Here is a 26800-nt window from a genome sequence, read left to right as displayed (position 1 = left end):
TTTCCTACCGGCCCGGGCTGGTTGGGAATTCACCCCTTGTACTGCCGTGGATCAGGGCGTGCCGTCTTTAACTGGCTGTTCAATTGCGTTGGTACTGACGATGGTGGAGTCTATACGTTCTAGAATCGGTCGGAAGTCGAGAAATGTCTCAGCTATCGCGTCGCTGCCGCACAGATGATTGCACAATCTCATTTTATTCAACACTGGTTTTGTTGTGGGGCGACCGTAACCGTCATCGATTGGCTTATCGTCGTAGAATTCGTCAGTGAAGACATTATTCGGAAGAAGGTTTTCGATTCCTTTTGTCACCCTTTTTTCGGTCAACTGCGGTAGGGCGATGATGTGGATGTTGTCGATCTGTTTGTCTGCTTTGTTGGCGTCGCAGTCGAAGATTGCAATTATTGTCCTGGCGGTTATTTCTGGATTGGCTTCGAGGAAATTTAGCGCGGATGTGAGGGAATTATCCCCCGTATTCTTTCCCCCTTTGCCTCCATCTGGGTGTCCGATCCATGTAAAGAATTCGACGAGGTGGCTGTATCCAAGTAGGCGTGCGGCTGCCTGAAAGTACGGCAAGTCCGTCTGCCCGGCGAGTAAGATGATCGGAGTCTCGCTCGCCGTAACCTGCGCCTTTACCGTATTCGCGAACGCTTGAGTTTCCTTTAGTGCAACTAATGCGTGTTCAAACTCTTGGTAACCTTCGGCGTGCATAGTTTGGCCTGACGGCATTTCGATAATGCGGACGCCGCCGAGTGAAAAATGTCTTTCCATGCCAAGTGCGAATAGAGGGGAGTGGCTTGATACGATGAACTGAATATCAGGAAAAAACCTGATCAATTTTGGTAAGGCTGTCATCTGTAGATCGATGTGCATGTGGGCGTCGAGCTCGTCGATGATCACGATTCCATTCATGCTTCGCGCGTCATCCCCATATCGGAGTATGGTGCCGAAGATCGCCAAGAGAGTGGCTTGGCCGCCGGATAGGCTGTCGAGGCTGGCGGCCACAATCCTGCCCTTTGACGTAATTGCGATCTTTCGTGAGCTCCTTCTACCGGCCCAACTGAACTTTGCGTCCGGATCGTCCAAAATTATTTGTATAATTCTATTAGCTGAAATTAGGGCGTCCTGAGTTGCCATGTAAGAGGATGTATCCATCTCGACCGTAACTCGAGTTTTGTCGTCAGGTACGTAGTCGACATTAGTCACGTCCAGCCTGGACTCTGTAATTACGCCGAGTAGCCACTGGGTAAACGACTCAACTCCCTGTTCGACAAACAAGGGCCTGTCTAGGTTCGAAGAAAACCGGTCCCTGTCTTCGTACGATTCTTCGACCAGGCTTCCCTTGTTCAACCAGAACGGATCTTCCGATCTGCTAGAAGGAAAGAGTGCATATACGCCACTCCCGTATATCTCACGAGCCTCTTTGGTTGCAATCCTGAACCGTTTACTCGGCTCACCCTCTTTCCAGTTCGCTCCTTTGAGTAGAGTTTCGGATACTTCGGAGCGGGCCAGCTCTCGGTCTATTTCCGCGGTTGCCTCATGGTAAAAATATTCGTTTTCCTTATGCTCAAATCTGAAGATCGAGTAACTGCCATCAGCGCCGTAGGTTATTGTCTTTCCGCCCAGTACCCGAAAATAGTCGCGGCCCCTAGCTGTTCGCCTCAGGACATCTTGATATGCGTTATTGGCCCCTTCCATTAAGGCGTCCCCGATTAGTGATAGTAGATTCGTCTTGCCTGTGCCGTTGCGACCAACGAAAATATGCGGAATGGGGCCTGTTGATTCGGTGAATGCGAAATTTAAGCCCAATTTCTCAATTGGTCCATTATTTCTGATTATCAGCTCGTGCAGGTACAATTTTCCCTCCGGATCCGCGGGGTGTCCTGCTGTGTATCGGCCACCCTGTGCGAGCTGATACACGGCAGGCTGCCATGCCGGTCTAGCTAGGCCGCCCCCATGAGGTTGGTACCACCCGCAGCATGGGAAACACGTCGGCGTCGTGGATTGAGAAGGCGCAGTTGCCCCGTGAACCCTCGGATGCGGAAGGATGGGTAGTGTGCGAAAGCGGGTAATGCTCAGGCGTGGCAGCGTGTCGGTCCTCGACGACGGGCGATACTGGGAGTTTGACGGGGTCGAGAGAGAGGCTGACGACTATGACGACGCCGTCGCTCACCTTGATGACCTAGGTCAGGTCCCTGCCGCTGACATCCAAGCCGCTTTGCGCCGATACATCGCCATCGAGGATTACGAAACACCAAAGATACATGTCATCGTCGAGGGGAATCCTGACAGTGATCTCGAATACCTTCCACGGTCGGGAGTTTCGTTCACTCTTGTCGCGAACCAACTTGTCATGGACCTTCAGATCTACTTCGACGAAGTTCCTGACGATGAGACGAACCTCCCTGTAGTGGAACGCCTCTCGCCTCTTCTGGATCGAAAGCGCTTTTCGCTACTTAAAGATGAGCAGGATTTGAGCGATGACGGGCAACTGTGGTCGATCACTCTCAGACTCGGCGTGCCTATACGTGGCAGGACCGGCCAGTCGCTTAGCCGTGACGGGCTTGAGGTTATCGCCCTGTTGGAAGCGACTGCGGGCAATCTAGAAAGGCAGAACGTAATAGACTTGCTGCGCAGTGGGTTTGCTGAATCTCTCATTGGTCAACCCGAGGGAGACTGGCTTGAGGTGAAGCGTGAACACTATTCACTCAGGGATGAGGCTGGGCAAATAAAGCTGGCTCGAGCAGTCTCGCAGTTTGCTAATGCTCGGAACGGTGGTCTGGTCGTCATCGGGCTCGCTACCAAGAAGGTGGCAGGTAAAGACCTTATCGGCGGAGTCACGCCGACGCCTCGCGACCCGAACATGCGTCGACGATATGTGCAAACGATTCAGAACAGGATTTATCCACCGCCGGATGGACTAAGGGTGGAGGTGTTAAATGGGGCGGACGGCGATATCACTCTGATTGAGATACCGGCGCAACCAGAAGAACTCAAGCCTTTTCTCGTGCATGGAGCTATTATTGATGGACGCGTAAATAACACGTTTGTGTCCATTGTCGAGCGGCTAGATGACGAGGGTATACCCAATTCAGTCGCCAGTATCCACTCTGTGCTGGCTGTCGGGAGGGCACTTCTGCGTAGAGGGAGCCTGCCAGAATCGGCAGGCTAGTTCGTTCGCTGGGAGTGGGCGCAGTCCAGCTACGAAGTGTCGGCGCGAACTCTTGGTTAGCGCGGTCCTTTGAATTCGAATACCGAGTCGTACTCGTTCCAGTCGATGCGTACTCCTTCGGGTTTGAAGCCAGGTCCTCCGCGGGCTGGGAGAATTGTGACTCGTATACCCAGAGCGCTCAGCACCGCAATCTGCTGGGTGACGACGAGACTATCCCAGACCTGGCGAGCATCGCTGGTAGTAATTTGTGACAGCAGTGCGCCATCCAACCCGGCTGCCGTCCGAGTTGCGTCAGCTTCCGCTGCGGCGAGTTCCGGCTTGAGCTTCGCGGTGATGCGCGCGAGTTGCTGGGCGTCGATGGCCCCGTCGGCGAAGGCGTCCGCCGCGCTGTCCAGTCGAGACCGGATGGCATCTGCCCGGGAGCGCGCTTCTTGGCCGGCCGTGTCGTCTCGGGCGAACAAGTCGCGTGCGTCAGGTTGCGTCAGCCTCGTGCACACGACCTTTGCAACGAACTCATCGACCCACTCAACTCGTCGGCCTACACATCCGCGACCTGTGGGGCATGCGTATAGCACGTGGGGTCCTCCGCGGTTGACGACTCGCAGTGTGGAGCCACACACGCCGCATCGACCGACCCCAAAAGACAGAAGGTGTCGCCGAGCTCCGCCCTTCGTTGTCGCACGTCCAGGAGCTGTGAGTAATGCTGTCACGCGGTCGTGGTCGGCACGATCCACTATCGCCGGCCACGCGGCCGGGTATTCCTGACCGCGGTGAGTCCTGACGGAAACGTTCATCCGGCGTAACGCCAACTTCCGGACAGTTGACGCCAGCCAGGGCCCCTTTCCTTTGGGAGTCGGTACGCCTCCCTCGTTCAATCGCTTGACGATGGCCTTCACCGACAGGCCGGCCAGTAAGTCGGCCACTATCCCGCGGACTACGTCTGCGGCTTGAGTATCTTCGATGTCTTCCCAGCTCAGAACGTTTCCCGCGGCATCTCGGTGATAGACGCGCTGCCATCCGTACGCGACATGGCCGTTGGCCCGCCCTTCCTCGGCGCGCTGCTGTGCCGCACGGGCGATGCGCTCGCCCTTGATCTCCGATTCTGCGGTGTCGAATTCTCCCAGCACTCCGGCGTACATGCGGCCGGCCGCGGACGTTAGATCGATGTCGGAGCCCTTGACGAGAGCGATGCCTACCCGAGCCTGCGACAGGACGTCGATCGCGTGTGCACGTTCGCGTCGGTTCCGCCAGAGGCGCGACAGGCCGTAAGCGACGATGTGGTCGAACTCGCCGCGGGTCGCCGCCTCGAGCATGGCCTCATAATCCTTACGGTGCTTGTCCTTCAACGCAGAGATGTCGTTGTCGGTGAACACCCGCACTACTTCCCATCCGCGCGATTCGGCGAGTCGTACGGAGTCTTCGCGCTGGCGTGCGATGCCCTTCTCTGTGCTCCGCGGATCCTCGGAGATTCGACAGTAAACAGCCGCCCTACCTGCCATGATGGCTATGTTACCCCCTAAGAACCGCTCGTATTTCCTGGAGGCATCGGGAAAACCTGGCGTCCCGAGGATTTCGCCACCTTGCTCGACGGGGTGGCCACCAAGCTCTTCGAGCGCTACGGCGACGATACGGTCGTGTACCCGGGCCACGGTGACGACACCACCCTCGGTGCCGAGCGGCCGCAGCTGGCGGAGTGGAAAAGCCGCGGCTGGTAGATCTTGGCGTGATACCGCCTCGGCGCGGGGGCGACCCGGGGAGCTGTCCGCGGTAGTGCGTGGGAGGGGAGTCGATGGGACGGGTCCGGGCGCTGCCGGCACCGGTCGGTCGCGCTGACGGAAGCACCGGCAGCCGGCCCGGCGGCGGAGTGTGGTATCTACCGCGGAACTATCCACGCGGTCTGACGGCAGGAACTGTCGCCGGTACGCTATGAGATCCGCGCGCGAACTCCGTCGGCGCGGCGACCGGGGGGTCTTGCGCGGTGAAAGACTTTCTTGACGGCTCTGCCAAGGAGCTGGTCCGGCGGTTGCGGGACGACTTGATAGAGCTGCTCAGCAGACGGGCCGGCGGCCACCTTCACGGCAACGTGGACGGCATCTCGAATGGCGCCGGCCGGGCGGCGGTTACCCATCGAGGCGCCGACGAACACGGCAGACAGCAGATCCCGACGGGTGGGCCGGAGCGGTCACCGGCGGACTCCGGGCGAGGGCCAGCGGAACGCCCGCCACAGGCATCCCCGCCACTGGAAACGGAAGCTCCCTCGCCGGTCACCGCATCCCGCGACGACGGGCCGGGATCCGATCGCGCACAACATTTCGTTCTGAGACTGACCCAAGCGGACAGAGCTGCCTTCGCCGGCCTCGCCGACAAGCTCTCTCTGCAGAATATGGTCGGCGACGCCAAGCTTCTTGCGACATTCGCGGAAATACGCGGAAAGAAGTTCTCAGCGGAGGAGAACAGGCTTATCGGTCTCTTGGACAAAATGCAGGCGGAGCAAGGCGGGAAACTGATCAAAATGAATCTGGAGTTCCGCTGGGTCTCGGCGGAGCCAGGTCTCGGAGTTCCGAAGCTCGTGGCGGACGCACGCGTGCACGGAGGATCGGAACCGAACAGACCCTGGACGCATATAGGGGGCAGCGTCGTACAGGATTTCATGGCGCGAGATCGCGATCCCGGTGTCCTGTTCATCTACGACGGCGACAAGCTCAGACCGCCGACCGAGGAAGAAAAGAAGGACCCCGGCGGGAAGCGTATGTACATGTATGCCAAGAAGCCTATCGACGGGCTGGAATTGAAAGACGCGCTGTTGGGAATGGTCCGCTTCGACCCTCCCGGCGGCTGAGAGTGCGGGACGTCGCGAGTCGGCGAGCGCCGGACTGCGGGCCCGAGTCGCCTCGTGCCTACTCGATGACCGAAGCGGTCACCGACAGATGGTGATCACTCGTCCGGAGGGAGGTTCGAATCGGACCCGCACCGCTCCCGGCAACCGCGACCCGAGCGACGGCGCCGGGAGCGGTTCGACTCAGGACAGTTCGACCAGCTTCTGCCGCAGCCAGTTCAGCGTGGTGACCCCGCCGGCCACCTGGTAGCTCGGGTAGCTCTGGTGAATACCGGATTGCACGAAGTCGTCGACCTGCTTTTTGCGCTCCTCGTAGGCGGTGCCGTTGAGCTGGTCGTGCAGCAGGCCCAGACCGCCGGCGGCGAGGGCGTCGTTGAGCAGCTGCATGCCGAGGGTCTGGTAGTTGCCGAGCTGGGTGGGGTCGGCGTTGGAGACCTGGGCGAAGAATCCGGCGATCCGGGCGGCGAAATCGCCGTCGGGGGTCGAGCAGTACAGGTCGCCGACGGCGCAGAAGGTGTAGGTGCGGTTGCTCAACCAGCCGAAACCGGTCAACCGGGGGCCGCCGGCGCCGGCGCCCTGGACCGGTGGGCCGATGAGATTGTCGAGGGGGGAGCGGCGCGGGTCGGCGATCAGGCCGACCAGGCCCACCCGGTCCGGCGGGACCACTCCGAGTCCGGTGCCGATCTCGGAGGCGAGGTCACCGGCGGCGTCGGCGCCCTGGCTGTAGCCGAGCAGCGCGAATCGGGTGTTGCCGCAGCGTCGTGCCACATCGGAGATCAGTCCGCGGGCTCCGGAGATCGCCTCGTTCTTGGAGCGACCGTAGACCTCGCCTTCCCAGGGGAAGGCGGTGGCGGTGTAGGCGACGTAATCGGTGTGGGCGTTGCCCGGCAGTCCGTCGGCGGCCAGGGCGAGCATTCCCTTGCCGGGGTCGTCCTTCGACGTCTCCCAGGTGCCCGGGATCGCGACCACGTACAGGTCGGGGCAGTTCGCGGGCGCCGCCTGGGCGGTCGTGGCCACAGCGGGCGCGAGGACCGACGCGAGGGTTACCGCCATACCGGCGGTGGCGCTCTTCCAACGAGAAAACATCGTGTGCTCCATGTGCTCACCGAGACGGCCACGGGCCGTTCACCTGTTCCCAGGATTCCCAAAACAGTCGACGGGCATGCCACGCCGTTGTGGCGTGACGTGTGGTGCGAGTTCGTCGACCCCCATGGATGGATCAGAGGCACTTCAGATCTCGCCGAGGGACAGCCAAGCACATCGGCGCCCGTTCCGAAAGTTGAATCTACCGGTGTTCGGCCCTGATCAACGGGATATTCACTGTGTGGCGGCGCGGTACCGCGAAATTCGCCCGCTCACGGCGGTTTCGGTGCTCCGGCCGGTGTGCCGCGCTCTCCGTAGCCGCGGTGTGCTCGAGGAATCGAACGAGTAGGTCGTGCAGGTTCCGGCGATCCCGTACGTGATCGAGCCGGCCGCCGGCCTAACCCGGTCGGTGGTGGTCTCCGCGTCGGCGAGCCGTTCGCGGCCGCTGGGGGTGAGGTGCACGGCGTAGCTGCGGCGGTCACGTTCGCCGCGGCGGCGCCCGGCCAGGCCGTGTCTTTCCAACTCGTCGATGATGGAGACCAGCACAGTACGACGGTCCGGACCGCGAAACCCCTACCACACCGGGAAACCGGCCCGGTCACCCTGCTGGGGGACGCGATCCACACCATGATCCCGGTGGGCAACAGTGCCGCGGTCGCGTTGCGGGATGCCGCCGAGTTGTGCCGCCGGCTCACCGAGCGGCCCGGGGAACTGCGCGAGGCGGTGCGTGCGTACGGGGAAGCGATGCTCGACTACGGTTTCCGGGCCGTGGCGGAGTCACTGCGCGCGGCCGGGTGCGGCACTGTGAAACGGGTTTCTTCCCGCGGCGGGAGGGTCGCTGATAACGATTCGGGCCACAAGAAGGGCCCGTCCGGCCGGGGAACAGATGCCCACGCGCTCCATCTCACGTCCCCGGCGGCGGCGCCTCCCCTTTCGTAACTCCGTGACCAGCACAAACCTCGAATTCTTGCGTTACGGCGGGGTGGGGGCCTGTGCTCGCGCGGTGTCCGGGGCCCGGAACCTGCCTGGCAGACTTGAGGCGTGACTTGGACGCCAGTGCGTACACGACCGGATTCGCGTGCCGATTCCGGTGCTGCGCGCGGGATCGGTGCCGGGATATTGCGCTGGGCCGGGCGGCTGCTCGGCGGTGCCTTGGTGGTGGGAATGATCCTGGTGGGCGGTACCGCCGTGCGGGTGTGGCAGGTGGCGCGGATCGAGGACTACACACCTGCCGACGCCATTGTGGTGCTGGGCGCCGCGCAGTATTCCGGGACACCGTCGTCGGTGTTCGAGGCGCGCCTCTACCAGGCGGCGAGCCTGTACGAGCAGGGGGTGTCGGACCTGGTCATCACGGTCGGTGGCAAACAGGAGGGTGATCTGTACACCGAGGCCGCCTCGGGAAAGATGTACCTGATGGATGCGGGCGTCCCGGAGAGCGCCATCCTCGCCGTGGAGACCGGTTCGGACACGCTGCGCAGTGTGGAGGCCGTGGCCGCCACGATGCAGGAACGCGGACTCGGTTCCGCGGTGCTGGTCAGCGATCCGTGGCATTCGCTGCGGACCCGCACCATGGCCCGCGACGCCGGGCTCGACGCCTGGACCGCACCCACCCGCACCGGTCCCGCGGTGTACACCCGGGAATCGCAGGCGCACGGTATCGCCCGGGAGACCGCCGCCCTGCTCTGGTATCAGCTCACCCATTTCTCGGCGGATTTCAACTACACCGCCGGGCAGTGAAACCTCACCCGCCGGTGCCGCCGGGCCTCCCGGCCGGTCACTGCCCGATGGCAGACTGGGTGCGGTGATCTACACCGAGCACGACCGCGAACGCCTGGTCGGTGAGGCGCCCAAAACGGCCGGCCTCGCCGGTGCCGGAGCCCACGGAAACGGGCACCGCACCGAATTCGCGCGCGACCGCGCGCGCGTGCTGCATTCGGCCGCGCTGCGCCGCCTCGCCGACAAGACCCAGGTGATGGGTCCCCGCGACGGTGACACGCCGCGCACCCGGCTCACGCATTCGCTGGAGGTCGCGCAGATCGGCCGCGGTATCGCCGACGGTCTCGGCTGCGACCCCGACCTGGCCGAGCTCGCGGGTCTGGCGCACGATATCGGCCACCCGCCCTACGGTCACAACGGCGAGAAAGCGCTGGATATATTCGCCACCGATTTCGGCGGATTCGAGGGCAACGCCCAGAATCTGCGGATCCTCACCCGGCTCGAACCGAAGGTCCTCGACTCCTACGGTGGCAGTGTCGGGCTCAACCTCACCCGCGCCGCGCTCGACGCCGCGATCAAATATCCGTGGCATCGTACCGAGGCGGGCGGCAAATTCGGCGCCTACGAGGCGGACGCCGACCGGTTGTCCTGGGTCCGCAAGGGCGCCCCGGATCGGCGACCGGCGCTGGAATGCCAGGTGATGGACTGGTCCGATGATGTGGCCTACTCGGTGCACGACGTGGAGGACGGCATCATCGCCGGCCGGATCGACCTGCGCGCCCTGGCCGATCCGGTGGAGCGGGTCGCGCTGGCCGAGCTGGGACATGTGCAGCATCGCGACCTCTCGGTCGACGATCTGGTGGCCGCCGCGCAGCGGCTGTCCGAACTGCCGGTCGTCGCGGATGTGTTCGTCTACGACGGCACCCTCACCAGTTCGGTCGCCTTGAAACGGCTCACCAGTGAACTCGTCGGCCGATTCGCCAACGCGGCGGTCGTGGCGACACGCGCGGCCCATCCCGGACCGCTCGCCCGCTACTCCGCCGATCTGGTGGTGCCGCCGGTGGCCGCCGCCGAGGTCGCCGTCCTCAAGACCGTCGCGCTGCGCTACGTCATGTCCGATCCCGACCACAAGTTGCGCCAGGCCGAGCAGCGCGCCCGCCTCACCGCCGTCGCCGAACACCTGCTCGCCACCGGCCCCGCCGCGCTCGATCCGCTGCTGCTGCCCTGGTGGGAGACCGCCGCCGACCACAGTGCCCGGGTCCGGGTGATCGTCGACCAGATCGCCTCCTACACCGAGAGCCGCCTGGAGCGGATCGCCGCCACCCTGGATTGAGACGGTGCTCACCGCTGCCCCCGCCCCGGGCCTCCCGCCGGCCGGTCGCTGCGGCTCCTCCTCCCGGCCGCCCCGAAGCCAGGGCGCACGCGCGGTCGGGGTGCTCGGGTTCCGGCATGTACCCGCTCACCTAGACTCGACTCCGTGACCGGACGAATACCTGCTCGCGATATCACCGCCATTCGGGAGCGCGTCCGGATCGAGGATGTGGTGGGCGAGTACGTGGCGCTCAAACGGGGCGGCGCGGACTCGATGAAGGGGCTGTGCCCGTTCCACGACGAGAAGTCCCCGTCGTTCCATGTACGGCCCAACCATGGCCTCTTCCACTGTTTCGGATGCAATGAGGGCGGCGATGTGTATGCCTTCGTGCAGAAGATCGAGCACATCGGTTTCGTGGAAGCCGTCGAGCAGATGGCCGACCGGATCGGCTACCGGATCAACTACGAGGGCGGCGGGACATCGGTCCAGCGCGACCGCGGCACCCGGTCCCGGCTGGTGGCCGCCAACGCCGCCGCCCACGAGTTCTATGCTGAACGGCTGCGCGGCCCCGACGCCACGGTCGCCCGCAAGTACCTCACCGACCGTAACTTCGACGAGGCCGCCTGGACCCAGTTCGGCTGCGGCTACGCCCCCGACGGCTGGGACACCCTCACCAAGCACCTGCTGAACCGGGGCTTCGATTTCAAGGAACTCGAGGCGGCCGGTCTGTCCCGGCAGGGCCGGCGCGGCCCGATCGACCGGTTCCATCGGCGGCTGCTGTGGCCGATCCGCAATCTCGGTGGCGATGTGATCGGGTTCGGCGCCCGCAAGCTCTTCGAAGACGACACCATGCCCGGCAAATACGTCAATACGCCGGAAACCCTGCTGTACAAGAAATCCCAGGTGCTGTTCGGTCTCGACCACGCCAAACGCGAGATCGCCAAGGGCCATCAGGCCGTGGTCGTCGAGGGCTACACCGATGTGATGGCCATGCATCTGGCCGGGGTGAAAACCGCCGTCGCCGCCTGCGGCACCGCCTTCGGCGACGATCACCTCGCGATCCTGCGCCGCCTGCTCATGGACGACAATTTCTGGCGCGGGGAGATCATCTTCACCTTCGACGGCGACGCCGCCGGTCAGGCCGCCGCCCTCAAGGCGTTCCTGGGTGACCATAAAGTGGCCGGACAGACCTACGTCGTGGTCTCGCCCGACGGCCAGGACCCCTGTGAGATGCGTCAGCATTCCGGTGACGCCGCCCTGCGCGATATGGTCGCCCGCCGCGAACCGCTATTCGATTTCGCGCTGCGCCAGGAGATCGCCAAACGCGAGGACAGCCGCACCCGGGCCCTCACCTATGACAGCCAGGTCGAGGTGATGCGCTGGGCGGTCCCCATCGTCGCTCAAATCAAGGACCACGGCCTGCGCAAACGCTATGCGACCCAGCTCGCCGAATGGACCGGCTGGCAGGACCCGCAGCTGGTGTACCGCCGGGTCGACGAGGAGGCCCGCAAGTTGCGCGGCGCGGCGGCCGCTCAGCCCACTCGTGCGCCCCGGGGCGAGCAATCCGGTTCCACGCCGCCCGCCGCCCGCCCCGACCCCCGGGACCCGGCACTGCGTTCCCAGCGTCAGGCCCTCACCGCCGGCCTGCAGTACCCCGAGATCGCCGGTCCGGCGTTCGATGCCCTCGAAGCCGACGCCTTCACCCACCCCGCCTATATCGCCGTCCGCACGCTCATGGCCGAAGCCGGGGGAGTGTCGGCGGGCCTCTCGGGTGCGGACTGGGTGAGCGTGATCAGCGACCGCACCGACGACCTCACGCTGCGCGCCCTGGTCTCCGAACTCGCCAGCGAACCGCTGCCGGTGAAGACCACCGGCGATATCCCCCGGTTCATCACCGGGGTTCTCGCCAACGCCCAGGCCGCCCTGGTCGGACGGCAGATCGCCGAACTCAAGTCACGGCTGCACCGTGTCTCCTCCGTCGACGAACCGGAGACCTATATGGCGCTGTTCGCCGACCTCGTCGCCCTCGAGCAGTACCGGAAGAGTCTGCTGGAACAGGCCATGGGCACCAGCGAATTCGGCGCCGCCTGAGCCGGCTATCGCCGCCGTAACTGATCGTGCGGAACCAGCACGGTGGTGCGCTCGTCCAGCGGCTCCATCGGCTCCAGTTTCGGCTGGGTGCTCAACTTGTCCGACAGCCTCTGTCTGCTCACCTGCACCAGCTTGCGCGTCACCGGGCTCCCCGCGACCGCGCGGGCACTCGCGCTGATCTGCTCATAGCGTGCCCGCCCGGCCTTACTGCCCAGCACATAACCGGCAGCGATACCGATGATCAACCGCAACATTGTGGGTGGAGCTCCTCCCAGTAGTCCGTGCCGACCCATCCTGCCCGACGGCACCGACACCTGTCGATCCGGTCCCCACGGCCGGTCGGGCCCGGTTTCGGCTCTCAACCCGGCTCGACCCGGCGATTTGGGCGCGCACCCACCCATACGCTAAAGTTTCCTCTCGGTCAGCCCGGTACGGGCGAGGCCACCCAGCATTCCCCTATAGCTCAATTGGCAGAGCAGCCGACTGTTAATCGGCAGGTTACTGGTTCGAGTCCAGTTGGGGGAGCATAAACAGCAGGTCGAGCCCAATAGTCAAGCTTGACCTGCTGTTCTTTTCGACTGATCACCAAAAATACACCGAAGTTTCCGCGTCGAATCCGCCGTCACCACAGATTCGGCCCACGCGTGTTATCTCGCTGAGGGCTCCCGCTCCGGAGAGCGGAGAACCCAGAGATGCTGCTCGCCACGACCGGATCCAGTTGATCGGCGCGACCTTCCGGACCCGCAGCGGCGAAGGGAAATTCGCCGTCGCGCGAACACGCCGCCACGGTCACGGCGCCCGTTTTCCTGTCTGAGAGCGGCGGGGCAAGATGTGACGGACACGTCGTGAATTCCGGCGGAGGCGAATGTGAGCGAGTCGTTTCATATCGATCCGGACGGTGTGCGCGCCTTGACCGGAGAACTGCGTGGTATCGCCGAGAGGGCGGCCCGCACCGCTCGCGACCTTCAGGACGCGCTCGCCGCCGCCGGAATGAACGAAACCACCGCAAGTTGGGGCGATGACGAGATGGGCCGGGCGTTCGCGGAGTACTACCTGCCGAGCGCCGACGAGGGTGTCGGCGCACTGGAGAACAGTGCCGGCGCCCTCCGCGAGATGGGTGCCCTGTTCACCGAAGCCCTCTCGGCTTTCGAAGACCTGGACAATGCCGGTGCGGGATTCGTGCGCGACGCGGCCGCGCTGTCGGAGCCCCCTTTCCCGGACACCGGCGCGTGGCCGCCCACCAACCAGGTCGGCCCTCCAGCACGTATTCGTCCCACGCGTACTCCTGCCCGGACCAGCGGGTACGACCTGGACCGGGGGACGCCGACAGCGGCTACCGCCGCGACACCCGGGGTCGATGATGCGGTGGAATCCAGTACGTCCGACCCCTGGACGCGACCCGCGACCGGCGCGCGTGAATCCGCGATCGATACTTCACCCGGGCCGGTAGACGACCGCCCCGACGGGAGCCGCCCACCAACCGGACCGGCGGTTCCCACCCGATCCGCGACCGGCCCCGTCCGCACGGAAACCCTGCCGGGACAGACACTCCGCGGTGCCGAGCGGTCCGCACCCGGAGCCCGCAGTTCTGCCCGCTCCCCGTGGTCCGGGCACACGCCGGTCGCGCAGGCACCTATCGAAGGCCGCCGTGCCCCGGCTTCCCGACCGAATATTTCCGCACCGAATCAGCAGGGCAGCACACCTCGGGCCGATCCACCCGACCGCCCGGGCGGCGCGCCTCGCGGTGCCTCACCGGGACGCGGGGACGGGCGCAAGCCCGATCAGCGGCTCGTGGCCGTCACACCGAAGCCGCGCAAGGCGAGCCCCCCGCAGGAGCAAGTGGCTCCACAACCGGTCACAGGTGCGGCCGTGATGCGCATAATCGACGAGTTGGGGGCCCGGTATGGACTCCGGATCATCGGATTCGACACCGCTGGACTGGACGAACCGACCGCACGTGAGATCGCCGCAGCCGTCGACCGGGTGCTGGAACGGCATCACAACATCGACCTGCGGGGGCTGGAAATCGCCGATTTGGGCGGTGCGCTGCCCGCCCGGCTGGAATGGCCGGTCGTCACCACAGCCGATCAACCGGAAATCAGAGCGGCGCATATAGTGCTCGACCGGGCCGCGACCACCGACCCCGGCACCCGGGTCGCATCCGTCGAGGTGGCGACCAGCGGCCGCCGACCGGCGCCCGGTTCCACGGAACGCCCGCTCTACGCGAACCTGGTCCGGGAACTCGGCCGCGCGTTGGCTGCCGAGGGCCACTACGCGGCACAACCGCTGGCTCAGCGCACGCTGATCGCCGAATACCTGCGAATCGCCGGCCCTGAGCACGCTCGCGATCGGCTCGGCCGGATAGCGAGTGGCTACCGGCACTGGCGCGACCAGCTCAGTGGATGTTCCCCTGCCACACGCTTCGACCCGGCCGCCGCATTGGTCGAGGCGTTCACGGAGGTCGAGTTGTGCGCGGACCGGGCAAGCGCGCCGGCTGTAGCACTGCACCGGCTGCTGACGGACACCGCGCGGCGGGGAACCTGACATGGGGCCACCGGTGCGATTCGACATCGCCTGAGCGGAAGAGTCGATTCGTCCGGTCGTCGATCGCCACACCTCGGACACCGGGGTGTGCACAAAGCACCAACGGCCGTCCGAATTATGGTGTGTCGGGACATTTCGTCATCCGCGCCCCTTCATTAACCTCTAATACCTCTTATAGGTGGAAGTAGATCGTGTCTCGTACGGATGGGCCCGGGAATCCTCAGCGGCGTATGTCTTTCCGGGACGACGCGCCGATGCCGATCCGGCTCGAATGGATGTAGATATGGACCGGAACCACTTCGAAGACTTCGGCTCGGCCACGCGTGATATGCGCTCGCGGATGCACGAATTGCTGGATGCCTACGAGCAGCAGCAGACACAGGTCGGCGAGGTGCACCAGCAGTTGGTCGACCTGCGGGTTCGGGCCACCACATCCGACGGCTCGGTGCAGGTGACCGTGGATTCCACCGGGGCGGTACTCGAGGTCTGCGTGACCCCGGCGGCTATGCGCGGTACTGCCGGACAGCTGAGTGGGCTGCTCACCGATACCGCGCGTGAGGCCGCCCGGCTGGCGAAGGAACAGGCTGCTGCCGTGGCGGCGCCGCTGGCCGGCCTTGCCGGCGGTATGCCCGATTTATCCGAGCTCTTTCCGGGGACCCCGAGTCTGTGAGCGGGACATGCAGCCGCCGCTTTCGGGAGGGACCGGGGGTTTCTCGGTGACAGGTGGCCGGGGTGAGATGTGAGACCTTGTGCCCTACCGGTGTCGAGTCTGTTGTCGGGTCGATGGTCATGTCGAGGTGAGTTTGTTGGTCGCTCTGCCGGATGGCTTTCCGTTGGGGGTGTGCGAGCCGGTACTGGGCCCGTTTCCGCGAGGTGACCCGGAGGCGTTACGAACGGGGGGCGATGCCTGGGAGCGGGCGGCACGAAGGTGTCTGTCGGAGGCCGAGGGGCTCGAAAGCGTGGCATCGTCGGTGCCGCGGTGTTTGACCGGTGACACGGCGGTCGAGGCGCAGCGGGTTCTGGACGGGTCAGCGGCCCGGAAACGGGATTTGGCTGTGTATTGCGAGAGCAAGGCAGTGGAGTGCCGCGAGACGGCCAACGCTATCGAACTGGGTCAGTTCACCTGGATTGTCATGGGTTCGGCGCTGGTGGTGGAGTTGCTGGCGTCGCTGGCGATGCCCGCGGGCGGGATGGTCGCGGCCGCCGGGGTGCGGGCGGCCGCGCGGAAAGGGTGGCAACTGGCGTGGGTGCAGTTGATCGAGTCGGTGATGGCGCTGTGTGCCCGGTTGTCGGCATCGCGTGCGGCATTGATCGGCCAGGGAATCGTGGTGGGTGGGGTACTCGGCGGTGGCGTCACCTGGGGTGCGCAGGTGTGGCAGCGGCACCGAGGGGATCGGGACAGGATCGACTGGGAAACAGTCACGGTGTCCGGCGCCGGGGGCGCGGCCGGCGGTCTGGGTGCGGGAGTGCTGTACACGCGGCCGTTGGCGGGGGCGTTGGCGCGATTGCAGGCGACCGGGACCCGGGGCGCCGGGGCGGTGGCGATGCTGTTGGCCGGTGGTGCGGCCGGGGTAGCCGGTGGGGTGACGGGCACGCTGGGGGGCGCGGTCGCCGCGAGTGGGTACAGCGGAAACCTCACGATGCCCGATGGGTCGGAGTTCTATCTGGGTGCGGTCAGCGGCGCTTTGGAGGGTTTGCTGTCCGGGGGTGTACACACTGTCGGCCATTCGGTTGTCCCAACGCATCCATCGGCCGGATTGCTCGGCAGCCCCGCCGGGTCTCCGAAACCGATCGACCTGGCAGAGATATTCACTCGTGACATGAACTCGCGCGCGTCGGATCCGTCCGGTCGCGCCCACCCGCCCGGTGCTGCCACGACCACTTCTGCGCACTCTTCATCCCCTCTCGCCGACAGGTCGTCGGCCGGTCCGGCGCGTTCGGTGAAGCCTGTTGCCGAACCGTTCGTCGGGGTAACGGAACCCGCGACCGATCTTGATCCGGCTGCGGCACCAACCGATGACCTTCCACCCAGCGACAGAGCAGCAACAGCTCCGCGCCCGGACCCCGCTGACCTCGACGTCACGGCGGAAGCCGGCACCACCGCCTATACCGGAATCGACTCACACCCCCGCCCCACCACGCACGATGCTCCGGCGGAGCTCTCCGCCACCGGCAGTCGGTACTCGACCGGCCCCGTCGGCGACGACGACGCCGCATCCTTCATCACCGCGGTTCCGGTATCCGACGGCTCGGCCACGGACCCACCGGCCCCTGTCACCGACTCGGCAACCCACACCACCGGCAACGTCGCCGGCATCCACATACCGGTCGAGGCCGACATCGCGGTGACTGCCGCCGACCCCGGCCGCCTCACCGTTCCCACCTCATCCGATCCACCCGTCGAAACCTCGGCCACACCGTTTTCCGCTGACGCCCACAACCGGTCCGAACCACAAAAGAACATTCCGTGGACACGCACCACCGAACACCTCACCCCACCAGCGCTCCCCACGCCGGAACACAGCCCCTCACCCTGGCGATCGCCGCGCAACCCACTGGAACCGGGATCCTCCGCACCGGCGGCCGGGCGAGGGTGGCGGCAGCGGCGGGTCCAGGACGAGTCCGAATTGGCCCGAGTGCTCTATCACCGGCCGGAGACCAGGCAAGCCGTAATCGCCGTGATAGATCGGTTGCGCGCGGTCCTTTCCGCCCTCCATCCGCAAGCGACTCGGGAGCAGATCGACAATGCCTTCTACACGCCCGAGGAGACGATTTCGGGAGGAATGGTCTTACGTTCGGTGCCGTTGGACGAGTTGCGGCGAGACGGCAACCTGCGTGAGCTGATGTCCGCTGTGCAGAATGCGATGTGGCGAAGCCGGGAAATCGCCGACCCTTCGGGCACGACTCTGGACGACGGTCTGGCCGGATTGCTCAACCAGCCGGACTGGGCGCAACAAGCACAGCGGCTAGGACTGAACGTCGAAGCGCTGGGCCGAGTGCGTGAATCGATCACCGGCGGCGACCCGGGCGCGGCGATCTTCGCACGAGAACTCCGCACGTCAGGCCATGCCATGAGCGATCCCGGGTATCACATGCTCCGGGAGGAGATCGTCCGCAGCGGCGCGATCAGAACGCCACGTGAAATACCGGATCAAGTACGCCGGAGCCTGACCGTCCAGGACTGGAGTCTGCTCGGTATGCCGTTGTCCATCCGGGAATTGGAAGCGATTCCCGGCGACCTGGTCGTGCTCCGGAAGACCCGGCTCGACCCACAGCTGCCGTTACCGCGTGACAATCGGGGCCGAGTCGATGTGAAATCGCTCGAAGCGCGGCTTGCCGCCGAGGACCGCGCATTTCGTTACGTCCTCCCGCTCTACCGGTACGACGAGCACGGTCGCCGGATGCGAGATGAATCAGGCCACGCTGTAGTGGACGGCGTTTTGGCATACCACGAGGACGGAACAGTGGACGCCGCCACCGCATTGCGACTCGACCCGCACCAGTTCGCAGTTCCGCTGCCGTGGCGGCCGGGTGCGGCACGGTTCGACTTCGAGAAGGACAGCGAGTGGTTCCGGCAGACCGCGGTCGAGCGTGGAGTTCCCGTGGGGTCCGGGGTTTCGGGAACTGCGGCGAGAATAGCGGCGCGATTCGACTGGATCATGCCGCCGGGCGTTTCGCAACACGATCTCGCCGGAGCAATTCTGTCGCTCCTGCTACCACAACATCATTCTCTCTACGAAACCGTGTGGGGAATGCAGATGGTCGGAATGTCAGTGGTGGACGCGGCGGTCTTCCGGGCACCGGACAGTACGGTCGCAGATCTGTATGAAGCGGTTTTCGACCTGTTCGGCATCCCCGCGCCGGAAGGTCCGGCGCGAGCCGCTCCGCTTTCCGCTGGAAATATCGGTGAGAAACTGCCCGAACCACGCGAGGGCCCCGCGGCCGGCGGGGAAGTTCATCCATCCGACCGTCCGGGGGCGGTCGCGAATACAGCAGCAAATGCTTCCCGCCCGGCGAACAACGGTACCGGCGATCCGGGACGGGGTCCGCACTCGCACAGCCGTGCTCACTATGCGATGACGGAGCCCGAGCTGCTGCCCTCCGTCGAAGAGTTCGAGCTACGTGATCGGCGAATCCAGTCGATTTTCGACGAGAAAATAGCGCCGGCGCTCCTTACCGACCGGCCGATGCGCTCCCTGAAACAGATGGAAGAGCCTGTACTGTATGTGGTCGGCGGGCAGCCCGGTGCCGGAAAATCGACACTGGTGGACAGGATTCGCGAAGAACTGTCCGAACAGGGTGGTGCGGCATTGATCCAAGCCGACGAGCTGGAAAAATTTCATCCGGCATATTCACGCCTATATCAGGAAAATGATTTCACGGCGCACGATTACCTGTATCCGACGGCTCGGAAATTTCGCGACATGCTCGAGGGTTTTCTTGTACCGCGGCCGTACAATCTCATAATGGAAGGTGGTAATTCCGATCCCCGGGGTACGCTCGCTCGAATTCAACATATAGGAGAAAGCCGCAGCCGGACAATTATGGAAGTAATAGCTCTACCGAGGGAGCAGAGTGACCTGGCTCGGTTGGAACGCTTTGTGAACGGTCGTGAAACCGATGGATTCGGCCGCTATGTCACACGTCGGACTCACGACCGTCTGTATCTCGGCTCTTCGGAGCTGGTCCGACTGGTCGAATCGGAAATGCCGATTTCGGTTGATTCATTGCGAATTCGTACCCGCACCGACCTCCTCTACGAAAACCATCGGACCTCGGATGGGCAGTGGCACGACCCGCCGCGTGCTCGGGCGACATTGGAAGACGAAAGAAATCGGGAGTGGACCAGAGAAGAGTGCCGGGCATTCGAGGACCGAATCGCCAGGTTGAGTGAGCTCGTGGACTGGAGGGTAGATCAGGACCCTGCCCGCTGGACGCCACTGGTGGACGAGATCGACGGGCTACGAGTCCTTGCGGAGCCCAAGTTGTCCTGGCCGGCGCCGCCGTGACCGGCGCGCGTGTCGTTGCGCTGCTCGGCTTCTCGCCGGGCTCGGGTGGTGCCCTGCCGCTCGGGACGCCGGCGTTCGGTCGGCTCGGGGACCATGTATGACGGCTTGGGGTGTGGGACCTGAGGCCGCGGCGAGTTCGGCGGTTTCGATGCTTCGTAGGCGAACCCGCAGGGTGCATCGATACGTTGTGTGTGTTCCTACTCGACCCCATAAGCGGAAATGCTCACCGGTATTCGGGGTCGACCAGGACATCGGCGGGGCTCGTAACGGCAGGTTACTGGTTCGAGTCCAGTTGGGGGAGCATAAATAATCCCTCTACCGGTATCGACCGGTAGAGGGATTATTAATTTCCCTGGCTGAGCAGGCAGAATCCACCATTTTCCGACTACTTTCCCGACGCGTACCCATCCAGGGCGGCGCTCCTGCTCGCCCGGGTATTCCTTCGGCGCCGAGTCCGATCGTCCGTATCGTCCGGATGGTTCAGGCGGTCGCGCTGTTGAGCCACTCGGTATCGATATCGCCCGGCGGCTCTTCGCAGGCCGCGGCGGCGGCCTGCAGGATCAGGGCGGCGGCGGCCGCGCCCGGGTCGAGCACGCCACGCGCGACCTCGCCGACGTAGCTGGCCCGGCCGCGTTTGGCCACCAGGGATACGGTGCCGGCCGCGCCCGTCACCGCGGCGTCGGCGGTGGCGATGAGGGCCGCGGCGGGGTTGCTGTCGGCGACGAGGGCGGCGAGGGTTTCGGCGGCCGGTGCGAGCGCGTCGACCATGGTCTTGTGCCCGACTTCGGCTTTCCCGTATCGCTGCACGGTGGACACACCCGCGGTCAGGCCCTGGGAGAAGTCCGCCAGGGTGGGTTCGGAACCGGTTGTGCACCGGGCGAGTTCGCGGAAGAACATGCCGAAGAGCGGCCCGCTGGTGCCACCGGTGCCGAGGAAACCGCGGGATACCGCGGTCAGCCAGTCCGCGTAGGAGGTGGGGCCGGCGGTGTCGATGTTCTCACGGGCGCGGCGGAGGGCGGCGGCGATATTGGCGCCGAAATCGCCGTCACCGGCGCGGCGGTCGAGATCGGCGAGCGCTTCGGTGCGGTCGAGGAAGGCGTCGAACATGGTGTGCACCCAACGCTGCCCGAATCCCGCGGGTAGTGCTTCGTTGTTCATGAAGGCTCCTTCACCAGGTCAAGGCCGGGGTGCGCACGGGCGCGTCCCAGAGCGGAAGCAGATCGGCGTCGGCGGGCAGCAGGGTGAGCGAGACCCCGACCATATCGAGCGAGGTGACATAGCTACCGGCCAGTGAGCGGGCGACGGTGATACCGCGTCCGGTGAGCTGCCGGTGCACCGCGCGCGCCGCGATGGACAGTTCGAGGGGATAGGCGCCGCCGAGACCGTTGACGATGGCGATCACCGTGGCTCCGCGCGACAGTCCTAGTTCGGCGACCAGCGGGTCGACCAGCAGCGATACCAGCGTATCGGCGTCGGCGAACGGCACCCGGCCGGTGCCGCGTTCGCCGTGGATGCCGACACCCAGTTCGACCTCGCCGGGCTTGAGCGTGAACGCGGGCGCGGTTTCGCCGGGGTGCGTACCGGCGCCGAGCGCGAAGCCGAGCGTCCGGGCGTTACGCGCGACGCGGCGCCCGACTTCGGCGACGGTGTGCAGATCGGCGCCGGCCTCCGCGCTCGCGCCGCAGAGTTTCTCGACCCCGAGTACGGCCGCGGTGCCGCGGCGGCCCGGACCGCCGTCGTCCGCGCTCTGAGTGGCCAGATCGTCGTCGACGAGCACGGTTTCGGTCGCGACGGCGTTGTCGTCGCCGGCCAGTTCGCCGGCGATCTGGAAGTTGAGCACGTCGCCGGTGTAGTTCTTCACGATCTGCACGACGCCCCGCCCGGAGTCGGCGGCCACGGTGCCCTCGTGCACCTGCAGTGCCGTGGGGCTGGCGAACACCGCGCCGGGTACGGCCACGTCGAGCATGCCGTAGCCGACGAAGCCGGCGTGTAAGGGTTCGTGGCCGGATCCGCCGCCGGCGACGAGGCCGACCTTGTCGCGTGCCGGGGTGGCCCGGGTGACGATGCCGCGCGTGCGGTCGTAGCCGACGAGTGTCGGATGGGTGAGCGCGAGCCCCTCGAGTGCTTCCTCGGGAGCTGTCTCGGGCTGGTTGAGGATCTGTCGGCGCACGAGGTCGTTCTCCTTCGATCGACTGTCGACCGATGCTAGTTGAGCTCGTACCGCGCGGTCCGTACAGCTCGTATGTACAAAGCGGCGCCGAGGGCGCGCGCTTTCGGTCGAACGGTTGTGGATATTCCTGTGACGGGGCCGACCGGCGGTGTGCCGATACCGAGGTGATCGCCGGCGCAGGAGCCGAGCTCGAACTCCCGACCGAAGCCGCGACCATCGGTGCCGGCACCACGGCGGCGGTGACCTCCACCGCGCCTGGCCGGGAGTGATCTGCGACCGGCGTCGGACCGATCGGCCGCCCCGTGGCTGCACCGGCGTGCGTGGGCTCAGCGGGTCGACGGGAACAGCGGCGGGGGAGTGCCGATGGGGATGATCCGCGTGCCGGACCAGGGGCACCGGGTGCGGTTGTCGCGCGGATGGTCGACTATTCGTCCCTCGTCGACCGATACCAGAGTCCCCGGGCACAGGCCCGGACAGCTGAGGGCGGTGACGGGGCCGATGAGGTTCTTGCGGAGGAAAATACGCAGGTACCGGAGGTTGATCCAGGGTCCGCGCCCGCACCCGCACGTCGGTCTGTCGACGACTTCGATTCCTATCCAGGGACATTCGCCCGGCACGTTGCGCCAATGGTCCGCGACCCGGCCGTTCTCGAGCCGGGTGCCGTGGAGGCAGTACAACTTCTCCGGGCAGTAGTAGAGCCCGGGGGCGGATTTCGGTACGAGCATTCCGGTGTGGATCCAGGGCGCGATGCGGCAGCCGCACACCGGTTCGCCTTGCTGTGGCATATCCGCCTTTCTGCACTGGGTGGTTGTCAGGCGTCGGTGGCATCCGGGTACTGCCGGACCCCGGGTGGCGCAGTCGCGCCGGGGTGTAGCTCGGCCGGGAGAGCGTCGGGTGCGGGACGGTTTCGCGGGCACTCGTCGGGTAGCTCACGCAGTCCGGCGGCGACCCGTTCCAGGACCGTGGGGTCTGTGCATCGGGTGATCTGCCACAGTCGCAGAGTTGCGGCCATGGCGCGGTTGGTGGTCCGGATGGGTAGAGGCGGGCGCTGTTCGGGCATGGTCTGACCTCGCAGGTTCGATGGAGTGAACGCGGACGTCTATCTCGGGCCGGGAGAGCGGAGCATGTTCAAAACAATTGTTTACCCCTTATAAACAACAGCCGCGCGCGGGGCCGATTGTGGTTAAGGGGGTGTAAACACGACCATACGGCCGCTGGGGGTTTGCCGTCAAGTGCCTCTAAACTGCACGGTGTGGATGGAGCCGGCGAGTTCGACGAGGTCCGTAGCGAGCCGGACCCGGTGCGCCGTGGTCAGCGGGCCACTGAACTGATCACGCTCTACCAGCAGCGGGCCGCCGAGCTGGCGAGACTTCGCAAGGAGGCGATCGAAGAAGCGCATCGGGCCGGCCTCAGTTTCACCGAGATAGCGGGGCTACTCGGGGTGACGAAAGGCCGAATCAGCCAGATCAGGACGAGCGCTCCGCCGGCCGAACGCGCGTTCTTCGGGGTCGGCCCGGTTGCGGTCGGGATTCCCCGGCCGGTCGAAAACGAGGACGAGCGCGAACATGTGCACTTCGACGTGAGTTACCAGGCGACCCGGCAGCGTGTGGAAGTCGACCTGGCCCGCCTGTCGATGGCGTCCACGCGATTCGAGATCGAGCCCGACACCGAGGACGTCCCGGCCGGTGACGCCGTGGTGATCTGCGAGCCGGAGGCGGCTCCGGTGGCGCAGCGACTGCCCGCCGCCGACAAGGCCCTGAGCTTCGAGAACATCGACGGCACCTGGTATCTCGTCGACCGAGCTTCCGGGCGCCGATACGGCTCTCCGTTCCGTGCCGACAGTACGAACCGGATCGATATCGGCTATCTCGCCCGGCAGGTGGCCGACGGCCGGGTCATCGTTCATATCGCCGGTGTGACGGGCGTTGGATCCCTGGGCATCGCCCATTGGCTGACCGGCCATGTATCCGAGATCTACGAGCGATCGGCCCGGTTCACCAGCGCGGTGATCGAATGCGATTTCGATGCCGACCTGTCGATCACCGGGAGCCGGATCGTCGCGGGGCCGTTCACGTCCCGGGAATGAACCGGCGGAGATCCTGGGCCGGGCGGACCTGTATCGGTATCCGACCGGTGCTCAGCGATCGGGACGGTTCGCCAGGCGGATCAGGGTCTGGCGGCCGGTCGCCACATGGGTCGACCGCTCGCCGACCAGCGCGTGGACATCCAGCGAGCACACCGCGATGGTCCGCCCGCTGCGCACCACCCGCCCCCGCGCGACCAGCCGCTCGCCGAGCGCGGGAGCGAGCAAATTGATGCTGTAGTCCACGGTCAGGATCGAGTCGGCGGTATCGAAGGTCGACAGGGCCGCGTAGCCGCCGGCGGTATCGGCGATCGCGCCGGTGACGCCGGCGTGGAAGTAGCCGTGCTGCTGGGTGAGCGTGGGTGCGTGCTCGAGGGTGATCTCGACGTGGCCCGGCTCGATCGTGGTCAGGCGGGCGCCCAGGTGTGCCATCAGCCCCTGACGTCCGAAGCTGTCCGTGATGTGTGCGCGCATCCGCGGGCCGACAGTGTTCACGCCCGGACCGCCGTGTCCGGGGGATCGGGCAGGCGGAACACCCGTCGGGCGGTGCCCGCGAGGAAATCGGCGCGCAGTTCCTCGTCCCAGCTCAGCCCCGCCAGGTCGCGTAGTGCCCGGACCGGGTCGATCATCGGCCAGTTCGTCCCGAACATGATGCGGCGGCGGCCAAGCGTCCGGGCGTAGTCGAGGAACGCCGCGGGCAGCCGGTCGAGTGCGTAGGCGGAGGTGTCGACGTAGAAGTTCGGGAATTTGACGGTGAGCGTGACGACTTCGTCCAGCCACGGGAATCCCACATGACCACCCACCACCACCAGATCCGGGAAATCGAGCAGGACCCGCTCCAGGTACGGGATGGGCCGGCCGGTTTCCGAGGTCTTCAACGGTCCGGTGTGCCCGATCTGGGTGCACAGCGGTACGCCCGCCTCGACGCACGCGGTGTAGACGGGGTAGTAGAGCCGATGATCCGGCGGTAGCTCCCACAGCCAGGGCACGACCCGGACGCCCACGAAGACGTCGCCGGCCAATTCGCGCACGGTCCGGGCGGCGTGCACGGGATCGCGGAGGTCGACTCCGAGCAGGCCGCGGAATCTGGTGGGCGCGTGCTCGACGGCGGCCCGTACCTCGTCGTTGGTGATCAGCGGGCCGCCGGGCCCGTACCAGGCCGACAGCAGCGCGAGATCCACTCCGGCGGCGTCCATCCGCGCGAGCGTCAGGTCGATACCGGGGGCCATGTCCGCGGCGTCCTTAGCGGTCCAGCGCAGCAGGGTGGCCAGCCAGGGCTCACGGGCCATTCGCGGGCCCACCTGCTGGGCCCAGACGTCGATCGCGCCCATGGGCGGGCTCCTTCCGGGACATATACTTCACTATCAAAGTATTGAGAGGCGGACAGGATGGCAAGAGACCCGTACCGATTGATCGGCCGGATCCAGCAGGTGACGCATTCGCTGCGCAAGAAGTCCGACCACCTACTGATCGACAGTGCCGGCGTCACCACGGCCCAGGCCGGGATCCTTTCCGTCATTGCCGACGATCCGGGCTGCTCCCAGCGTGATATCGCCCGGCGTCTGCGGCTCGGCGAATCCGCCGTGGTCGCCGCGATGGGTCGCCTGCGCGGGGCCGGCCTGGTCGAGCGGCGGATAAGCGATCAGGATCCCCGGGCGGTCGCCCTGTTCCTCACCGCCCGCGGGCGAGAGACGATCGGCCGGGCCCAGGAGACCTACGGGGTCCTCAACGGTCTCGTTCTCGACGCCCTCGGCGTCGACGGCCGGGCGCGGTTCGCCGAATTGCTGGATGCGCTCGATTCGGCTGTCACGTCGTTTCCGGGCCGGCCGGACGAGGCGGGTTCGCCCGAACCGGAGTGAGGTTGCCGGTCGCTGCGGTCAGACCGGGGCCGGATCCGGTCGAGTGCGCCGGGAGCGGGCGAACAGGAAGGTGGCGAGGGCTGCGGGGATGTTCATGAGGAAGCCGTACACCGCGCCGGAAACCGCCATGGTCTCGTTGCCCAGTACGGTCACCGCGATGGTGATGGCGAGGGCCGCGTTGTGCACGCCGATCTCCATACCCGCGGCGATCGCGTCCGCCCGCTCCACTCCGAACGCGCGCGGTACCGCGTAGCCGATGAGCAGGCTGCACACGCACAGCAGCAGGGCGATGGCGCCGAGTTGCCCGACATGCTCGGTGAAGGCGTCGAACTCCGAGACCAGGGCCGCGACGACCACCAGCGCCAGCACCACCGCGGCGGCGATCTTGACGGTGGTGTGCATCCGCAGGGCCCAGGCGGCGAAGAGGCGCCGCACCGTCATGCCGAGCACCACCGGGACCAGGACCAGGGCGAAGACCTGGAGGAACTTGCCGGGTTGCAGGCCGATACCCGTGCCGTCGTCCAGGAACACCGAATAGGACAGCCCCACCACGATCGGCAGCGTGAAAACGGCGAGCACGGAGTTCACCGCCGTCAGCGTGATGTTCAGGGCGACATTGCCGCCGGCGATATGGCTGAACAGATTCGCCGACGTCCCGCCGGGCGAGGCGGCCAGCAGCATCATGCCCACCGCCAGCGCGCCGTCGAGGCCGAATAGCCGCACCAGGCCGAAGCAGAGGGCGGGCAGCACGATCAGCTGACAGGTCAACGCGATCAGCGCCGCCTTGGGAAAGCGTGCCACCCGGGCGAAGTCGTCGACGGTCAGGGTCAGTCCCAGGCCGAACATGACGATTCCCAATGCCAGTGGCAGGGCGATCGCGAAAAGCGTTGACCCCATGTGTCATCCTTCCGACGGCCGAGTGTCGCCC

At 65.6% G+C, this 26800-nt stretch carries 23 protein-coding genes, 1 tRNA gene and 1 pseudogene; 13 read left to right on the top strand and 12 right to left on the bottom strand.

The features are described 5' to 3' along the window. Window positions 1-51 precede the first annotated feature (51 nt). Window positions 52-1917, bottom strand: a complete 1866-nt coding sequence (locus AB0H42_RS12775) for an ATP-binding protein (RefSeq protein WP_357054165.1) — start codon at window positions 1915-1917, stop codon at window positions 52-54. Between the two features lie 136 nt (window positions 1918-2053). Here AB0H42_RS12775 and AB0H42_RS12770 point away from each other — a divergent pair, with 136 nt between their 5' ends. Next, a complete protein-coding gene (locus AB0H42_RS12770; RefSeq protein WP_357054162.1) occupies window positions 2054-3169 on the top strand; it encodes an RNA-binding domain-containing protein in 1116 nt (371 codons plus the stop codon). 56 nt (window positions 3170-3225) lie between these two features. On the opposite strand, the gene AB0H42_RS12765 is transcribed toward AB0H42_RS12770, so the two are convergent. Further along, window positions 3226-4668 carry a recombinase family protein gene (locus AB0H42_RS12765; protein ID WP_357054159.1) on the bottom strand — a complete coding sequence of 481 codons (1443 nt, stop codon included), beginning with the start codon at window positions 4666-4668 and terminating at the stop codon, window positions 3226-3228. A gap of 30 nt (window positions 4669-4698) precedes the next feature. Between AB0H42_RS12765 and AB0H42_RS12760 the strand changes: the two are divergent. Both AB0H42_RS12760 and AB0H42_RS12755 read left to right on the top strand, forming a co-directional pair. Then, window positions 4699-4884, top strand: a pseudogene (locus tag AB0H42_RS12760) (MBL fold metallo-hydrolase); the annotation flags it as partial. 263 nt (window positions 4885-5147) lie between these two features. Further along, window positions 5148-6008, top strand: coding sequence for a hypothetical protein (locus tag AB0H42_RS12755; protein ID WP_357054156.1), 861 nt, complete (start codon window positions 5148-5150; stop codon window positions 6006-6008). Window positions 6009-6188: 180 nt separating this feature from the next. Here the strand turns inward: AB0H42_RS12755 and AB0H42_RS12750 are convergent, their stop codons facing one another. Continuing rightward, on the bottom strand, window positions 6189-7091 hold the full coding sequence (locus AB0H42_RS12750; RefSeq protein ID WP_357054153.1) for a cutinase family protein: 903 nt from the start codon (window positions 7089-7091) through the stop codon (window positions 6189-6191). A 453-nt stretch (window positions 7092-7544) separates the two neighbouring features. Here AB0H42_RS12750 and AB0H42_RS12745 point away from each other — a divergent pair, with 453 nt between their 5' ends. The 4 genes from AB0H42_RS12745 to dnaG all read left to right on the top strand — a co-directional run bounded on the left by AB0H42_RS12745 (window position 7545) and on the right by dnaG (window position 12207). Next, window positions 7545-8027: a hypothetical protein gene (locus AB0H42_RS12745; RefSeq protein ID WP_357054150.1), complete on the top strand. Its 483-nt coding sequence runs from the start codon at window positions 7545-7547 to the stop codon at window positions 8025-8027. 225 nt (window positions 8028-8252) lie between these two features. Beyond that, entirely contained in the window at window positions 8253-8825 is a 573-nt protein-coding gene (locus tag AB0H42_RS12740; protein ID WP_357054525.1) for a YdcF family protein, read from the top strand. 55 nt (window positions 8826-8880) lie between these two features. Beyond that, on the top strand, window positions 8881-10137 hold the full coding sequence (locus AB0H42_RS12735) for a deoxyguanosinetriphosphate triphosphohydrolase (protein ID WP_357054522.1): 1257 nt from the start codon (window positions 8881-8883) through the stop codon (window positions 10135-10137). Window positions 10138-10281: 144 nt separating this feature from the next. Further along, on the top strand, window positions 10282-12207 hold the full coding sequence (dnaG, locus tag AB0H42_RS12730; protein ID WP_357054147.1) for a DNA primase: 1926 nt from the start codon (window positions 10282-10284) through the stop codon (window positions 12205-12207). A gap of 5 nt (window positions 12208-12212) precedes the next feature. Here the strand turns inward: dnaG and AB0H42_RS12725 are convergent, their stop codons facing one another. After that, a complete protein-coding gene (locus AB0H42_RS12725; protein WP_357054144.1) occupies window positions 12213-12461 on the bottom strand; it encodes a hypothetical protein in 249 nt (82 codons plus the stop codon). Between the two features lie 198 nt (window positions 12462-12659). Here AB0H42_RS12725 and AB0H42_RS12720 point away from each other — a divergent pair. The 3 genes from AB0H42_RS12720 to AB0H42_RS12710 all read left to right on the top strand — a co-directional run bounded on the left by AB0H42_RS12720 (window position 12660) and on the right by AB0H42_RS12710 (window position 15421). Further along, window positions 12660-12732: transfer RNA gene (locus AB0H42_RS12720), tRNA-Asn, on the top strand. 342 nt (window positions 12733-13074) lie between these two features. Continuing rightward, window positions 13075-14751, top strand: a complete 1677-nt coding sequence (locus AB0H42_RS12715; protein WP_357054141.1) for a hypothetical protein — start codon at window positions 13075-13077, stop codon at window positions 14749-14751. A gap of 283 nt (window positions 14752-15034) precedes the next feature. Further along, entirely contained in the window at window positions 15035-15421 is a 387-nt protein-coding gene (locus tag AB0H42_RS12710; protein ID WP_357054138.1) for a YbaB/EbfC family nucleoid-associated protein, read from the top strand. A 444-nt stretch (window positions 15422-15865) separates the two neighbouring features. On the opposite strand, the gene AB0H42_RS12705 is transcribed toward AB0H42_RS12710, so the two are convergent. After that, complete coding sequence (locus tag AB0H42_RS12705; RefSeq protein ID WP_357054135.1) at window positions 15866-16108, bottom strand: hypothetical protein; 243 nt, start codon at window positions 16106-16108, stop codon at window positions 15866-15868. Window positions 16109-17429: 1321 nt separating this feature from the next. Here AB0H42_RS12705 and AB0H42_RS12700 point away from each other — a divergent pair. After that, entirely contained in the window at window positions 17430-19760 is a 2331-nt protein-coding gene (locus tag AB0H42_RS12700; protein WP_357054132.1) for a zeta toxin family protein, read from the top strand. A gap of 480 nt (window positions 19761-20240) precedes the next feature. Here the strand turns inward: AB0H42_RS12700 and dhaL are convergent, their stop codons facing one another. The 4 genes from dhaL to AB0H42_RS12680 all read right to left on the bottom strand — a co-directional run bounded on the left by dhaL (window position 20241) and on the right by AB0H42_RS12680 (window position 22990). Further along, the gene (gene dhaL, locus AB0H42_RS12695) at window positions 20241-20918 is read right to left on the bottom strand and encodes a dihydroxyacetone kinase subunit DhaL (protein ID WP_357054129.1); all 678 of its coding nucleotides are present in this window, start codon (window positions 20916-20918) and stop codon (window positions 20241-20243) included. A 10-nt stretch (window positions 20919-20928) separates the two neighbouring features. Further along, window positions 20929-21930, bottom strand: coding sequence for a dihydroxyacetone kinase subunit DhaK (locus AB0H42_RS12690; protein WP_357054126.1), 1002 nt, complete (start codon window positions 21928-21930; stop codon window positions 20929-20931). A 326-nt stretch (window positions 21931-22256) separates the two neighbouring features. Further along, the gene (locus tag AB0H42_RS12685; protein ID WP_357054123.1) at window positions 22257-22715 is read right to left on the bottom strand and encodes a hypothetical protein; all 459 of its coding nucleotides are present in this window, start codon (window positions 22713-22715) and stop codon (window positions 22257-22259) included. 26 nt (window positions 22716-22741) lie between these two features. Further along, window positions 22742-22990: a hypothetical protein gene (locus tag AB0H42_RS12680; protein WP_357054120.1), complete on the bottom strand. Its 249-nt coding sequence runs from the start codon at window positions 22988-22990 to the stop codon at window positions 22742-22744. A 192-nt stretch (window positions 22991-23182) separates the two neighbouring features. On the opposite strand from AB0H42_RS12680, the gene AB0H42_RS12675 reads away from it, so the two are divergent. Further along, entirely contained in the window at window positions 23183-24016 is an 834-nt protein-coding gene (locus tag AB0H42_RS12675) for a sigma-70 family RNA polymerase sigma factor (protein WP_357054117.1), read from the top strand. A gap of 51 nt (window positions 24017-24067) precedes the next feature. On the opposite strand, the gene AB0H42_RS12670 is transcribed toward AB0H42_RS12675, so the two are convergent. Then, window positions 24068-24508 carry a PaaI family thioesterase gene (locus AB0H42_RS12670; RefSeq protein WP_357054114.1) on the bottom strand — a complete coding sequence of 147 codons (441 nt, stop codon included), beginning with the start codon at window positions 24506-24508 and terminating at the stop codon, window positions 24068-24070. After that, on the bottom strand, window positions 24505-25344 hold the full coding sequence (locus tag AB0H42_RS12665) for an amidohydrolase family protein (protein WP_357054111.1): 840 nt from the start codon (window positions 25342-25344) through the stop codon (window positions 24505-24507). The genes AB0H42_RS12670 and AB0H42_RS12665 overlap by 4 nt, the downstream gene beginning before the upstream one ends. 57 nt (window positions 25345-25401) lie before the next feature. Between AB0H42_RS12665 and AB0H42_RS12660 the strand changes: the two genes are divergently transcribed. Next, a complete protein-coding gene (locus AB0H42_RS12660; RefSeq protein WP_357054108.1) occupies window positions 25402-25872 on the top strand; it encodes a MarR family winged helix-turn-helix transcriptional regulator in 471 nt (156 codons plus the stop codon). A gap of 18 nt (window positions 25873-25890) precedes the next feature. Here AB0H42_RS12660 and AB0H42_RS12655 read toward each other — a convergent pair whose 3' ends face one another. Beyond that, window positions 25891-26769, bottom strand: coding sequence for a bile acid:sodium symporter family protein (locus AB0H42_RS12655; protein ID WP_357054106.1), 879 nt, complete (start codon window positions 26767-26769; stop codon window positions 25891-25893). Window positions 26770-26800: the final 31 nt, after the last annotated feature.

Origin of the sequence: Nocardia sp. NPDC050799, from assembly GCF_040654015.1 — a bacterium.
Lineage (GTDB): Bacteria > Actinomycetota > Actinomycetes > Mycobacteriales > Mycobacteriaceae > Nocardia.
The sequence above is the reverse complement of the archived record's forward strand: the minus strand, read 5'-3'. Positions and strand labels throughout refer to the sequence as shown.

What these genes read in the sequence shown, in the direction of transcription:
- AB0H42_RS12765 (WP_357054159.1), bottom strand. Translation starts at nt 4,668, where the DNA reads ATGGCAGGTAGGGCGGCTGTTTACTGTCGAATCTCCGAGGATCCGCGG.
- AB0H42_RS12750 (WP_357054153.1), bottom strand. Translation starts at nt 7,091, where the DNA reads ATGTTTTCTCGTTGGAAGAGCGCCACCGCCGGTATGGCGGTAACCCTC.
- AB0H42_RS12740 (WP_357054525.1), top strand. Translation starts at nt 8,253, where the DNA reads ATGATCCTGGTGGGCGGTACCGCCGTGCGGGTGTGGCAGGTGGCGCGG.
- AB0H42_RS12725 (WP_357054144.1), bottom strand. Translation starts at nt 12,461, where the DNA reads ATGTTGCGGTTGATCATCGGTATCGCTGCCGGTTATGTGCTGGGCAGT.
- AB0H42_RS12710 (WP_357054138.1), top strand. Translation starts at nt 15,035, where the DNA reads ATGGACCGGAACCACTTCGAAGACTTCGGCTCGGCCACGCGTGATATG.
- dhaL (WP_357054129.1), bottom strand. Translation starts at nt 20,918, where the DNA reads ATGAACAACGAAGCACTACCCGCGGGATTCGGGCAGCGTTGGGTGCAC.
- AB0H42_RS12685 (WP_357054123.1), bottom strand. Translation starts at nt 22,715, where the DNA reads ATGCCACAGCAAGGCGAACCGGTGTGCGGCTGCCGCATCGCGCCCTGG.
- AB0H42_RS12680 (WP_357054120.1), bottom strand. Translation starts at nt 22,990, where the DNA reads ATGCCCGAACAGCGCCCGCCTCTACCCATCCGGACCACCAACCGCGCC.
- AB0H42_RS12665 (WP_357054111.1), bottom strand. Translation starts at nt 25,344, where the DNA reads ATGGGCGCGATCGACGTCTGGGCCCAGCAGGTGGGCCCGCGAATGGCC.
- AB0H42_RS12660 (WP_357054108.1), top strand. Translation starts at nt 25,402, where the DNA reads ATGGCAAGAGACCCGTACCGATTGATCGGCCGGATCCAGCAGGTGACG.
- AB0H42_RS12655 (WP_357054106.1), bottom strand. Translation starts at nt 26,769, where the DNA reads ATGGGGTCAACGCTTTTCGCGATCGCCCTGCCACTGGCATTGGGAATC.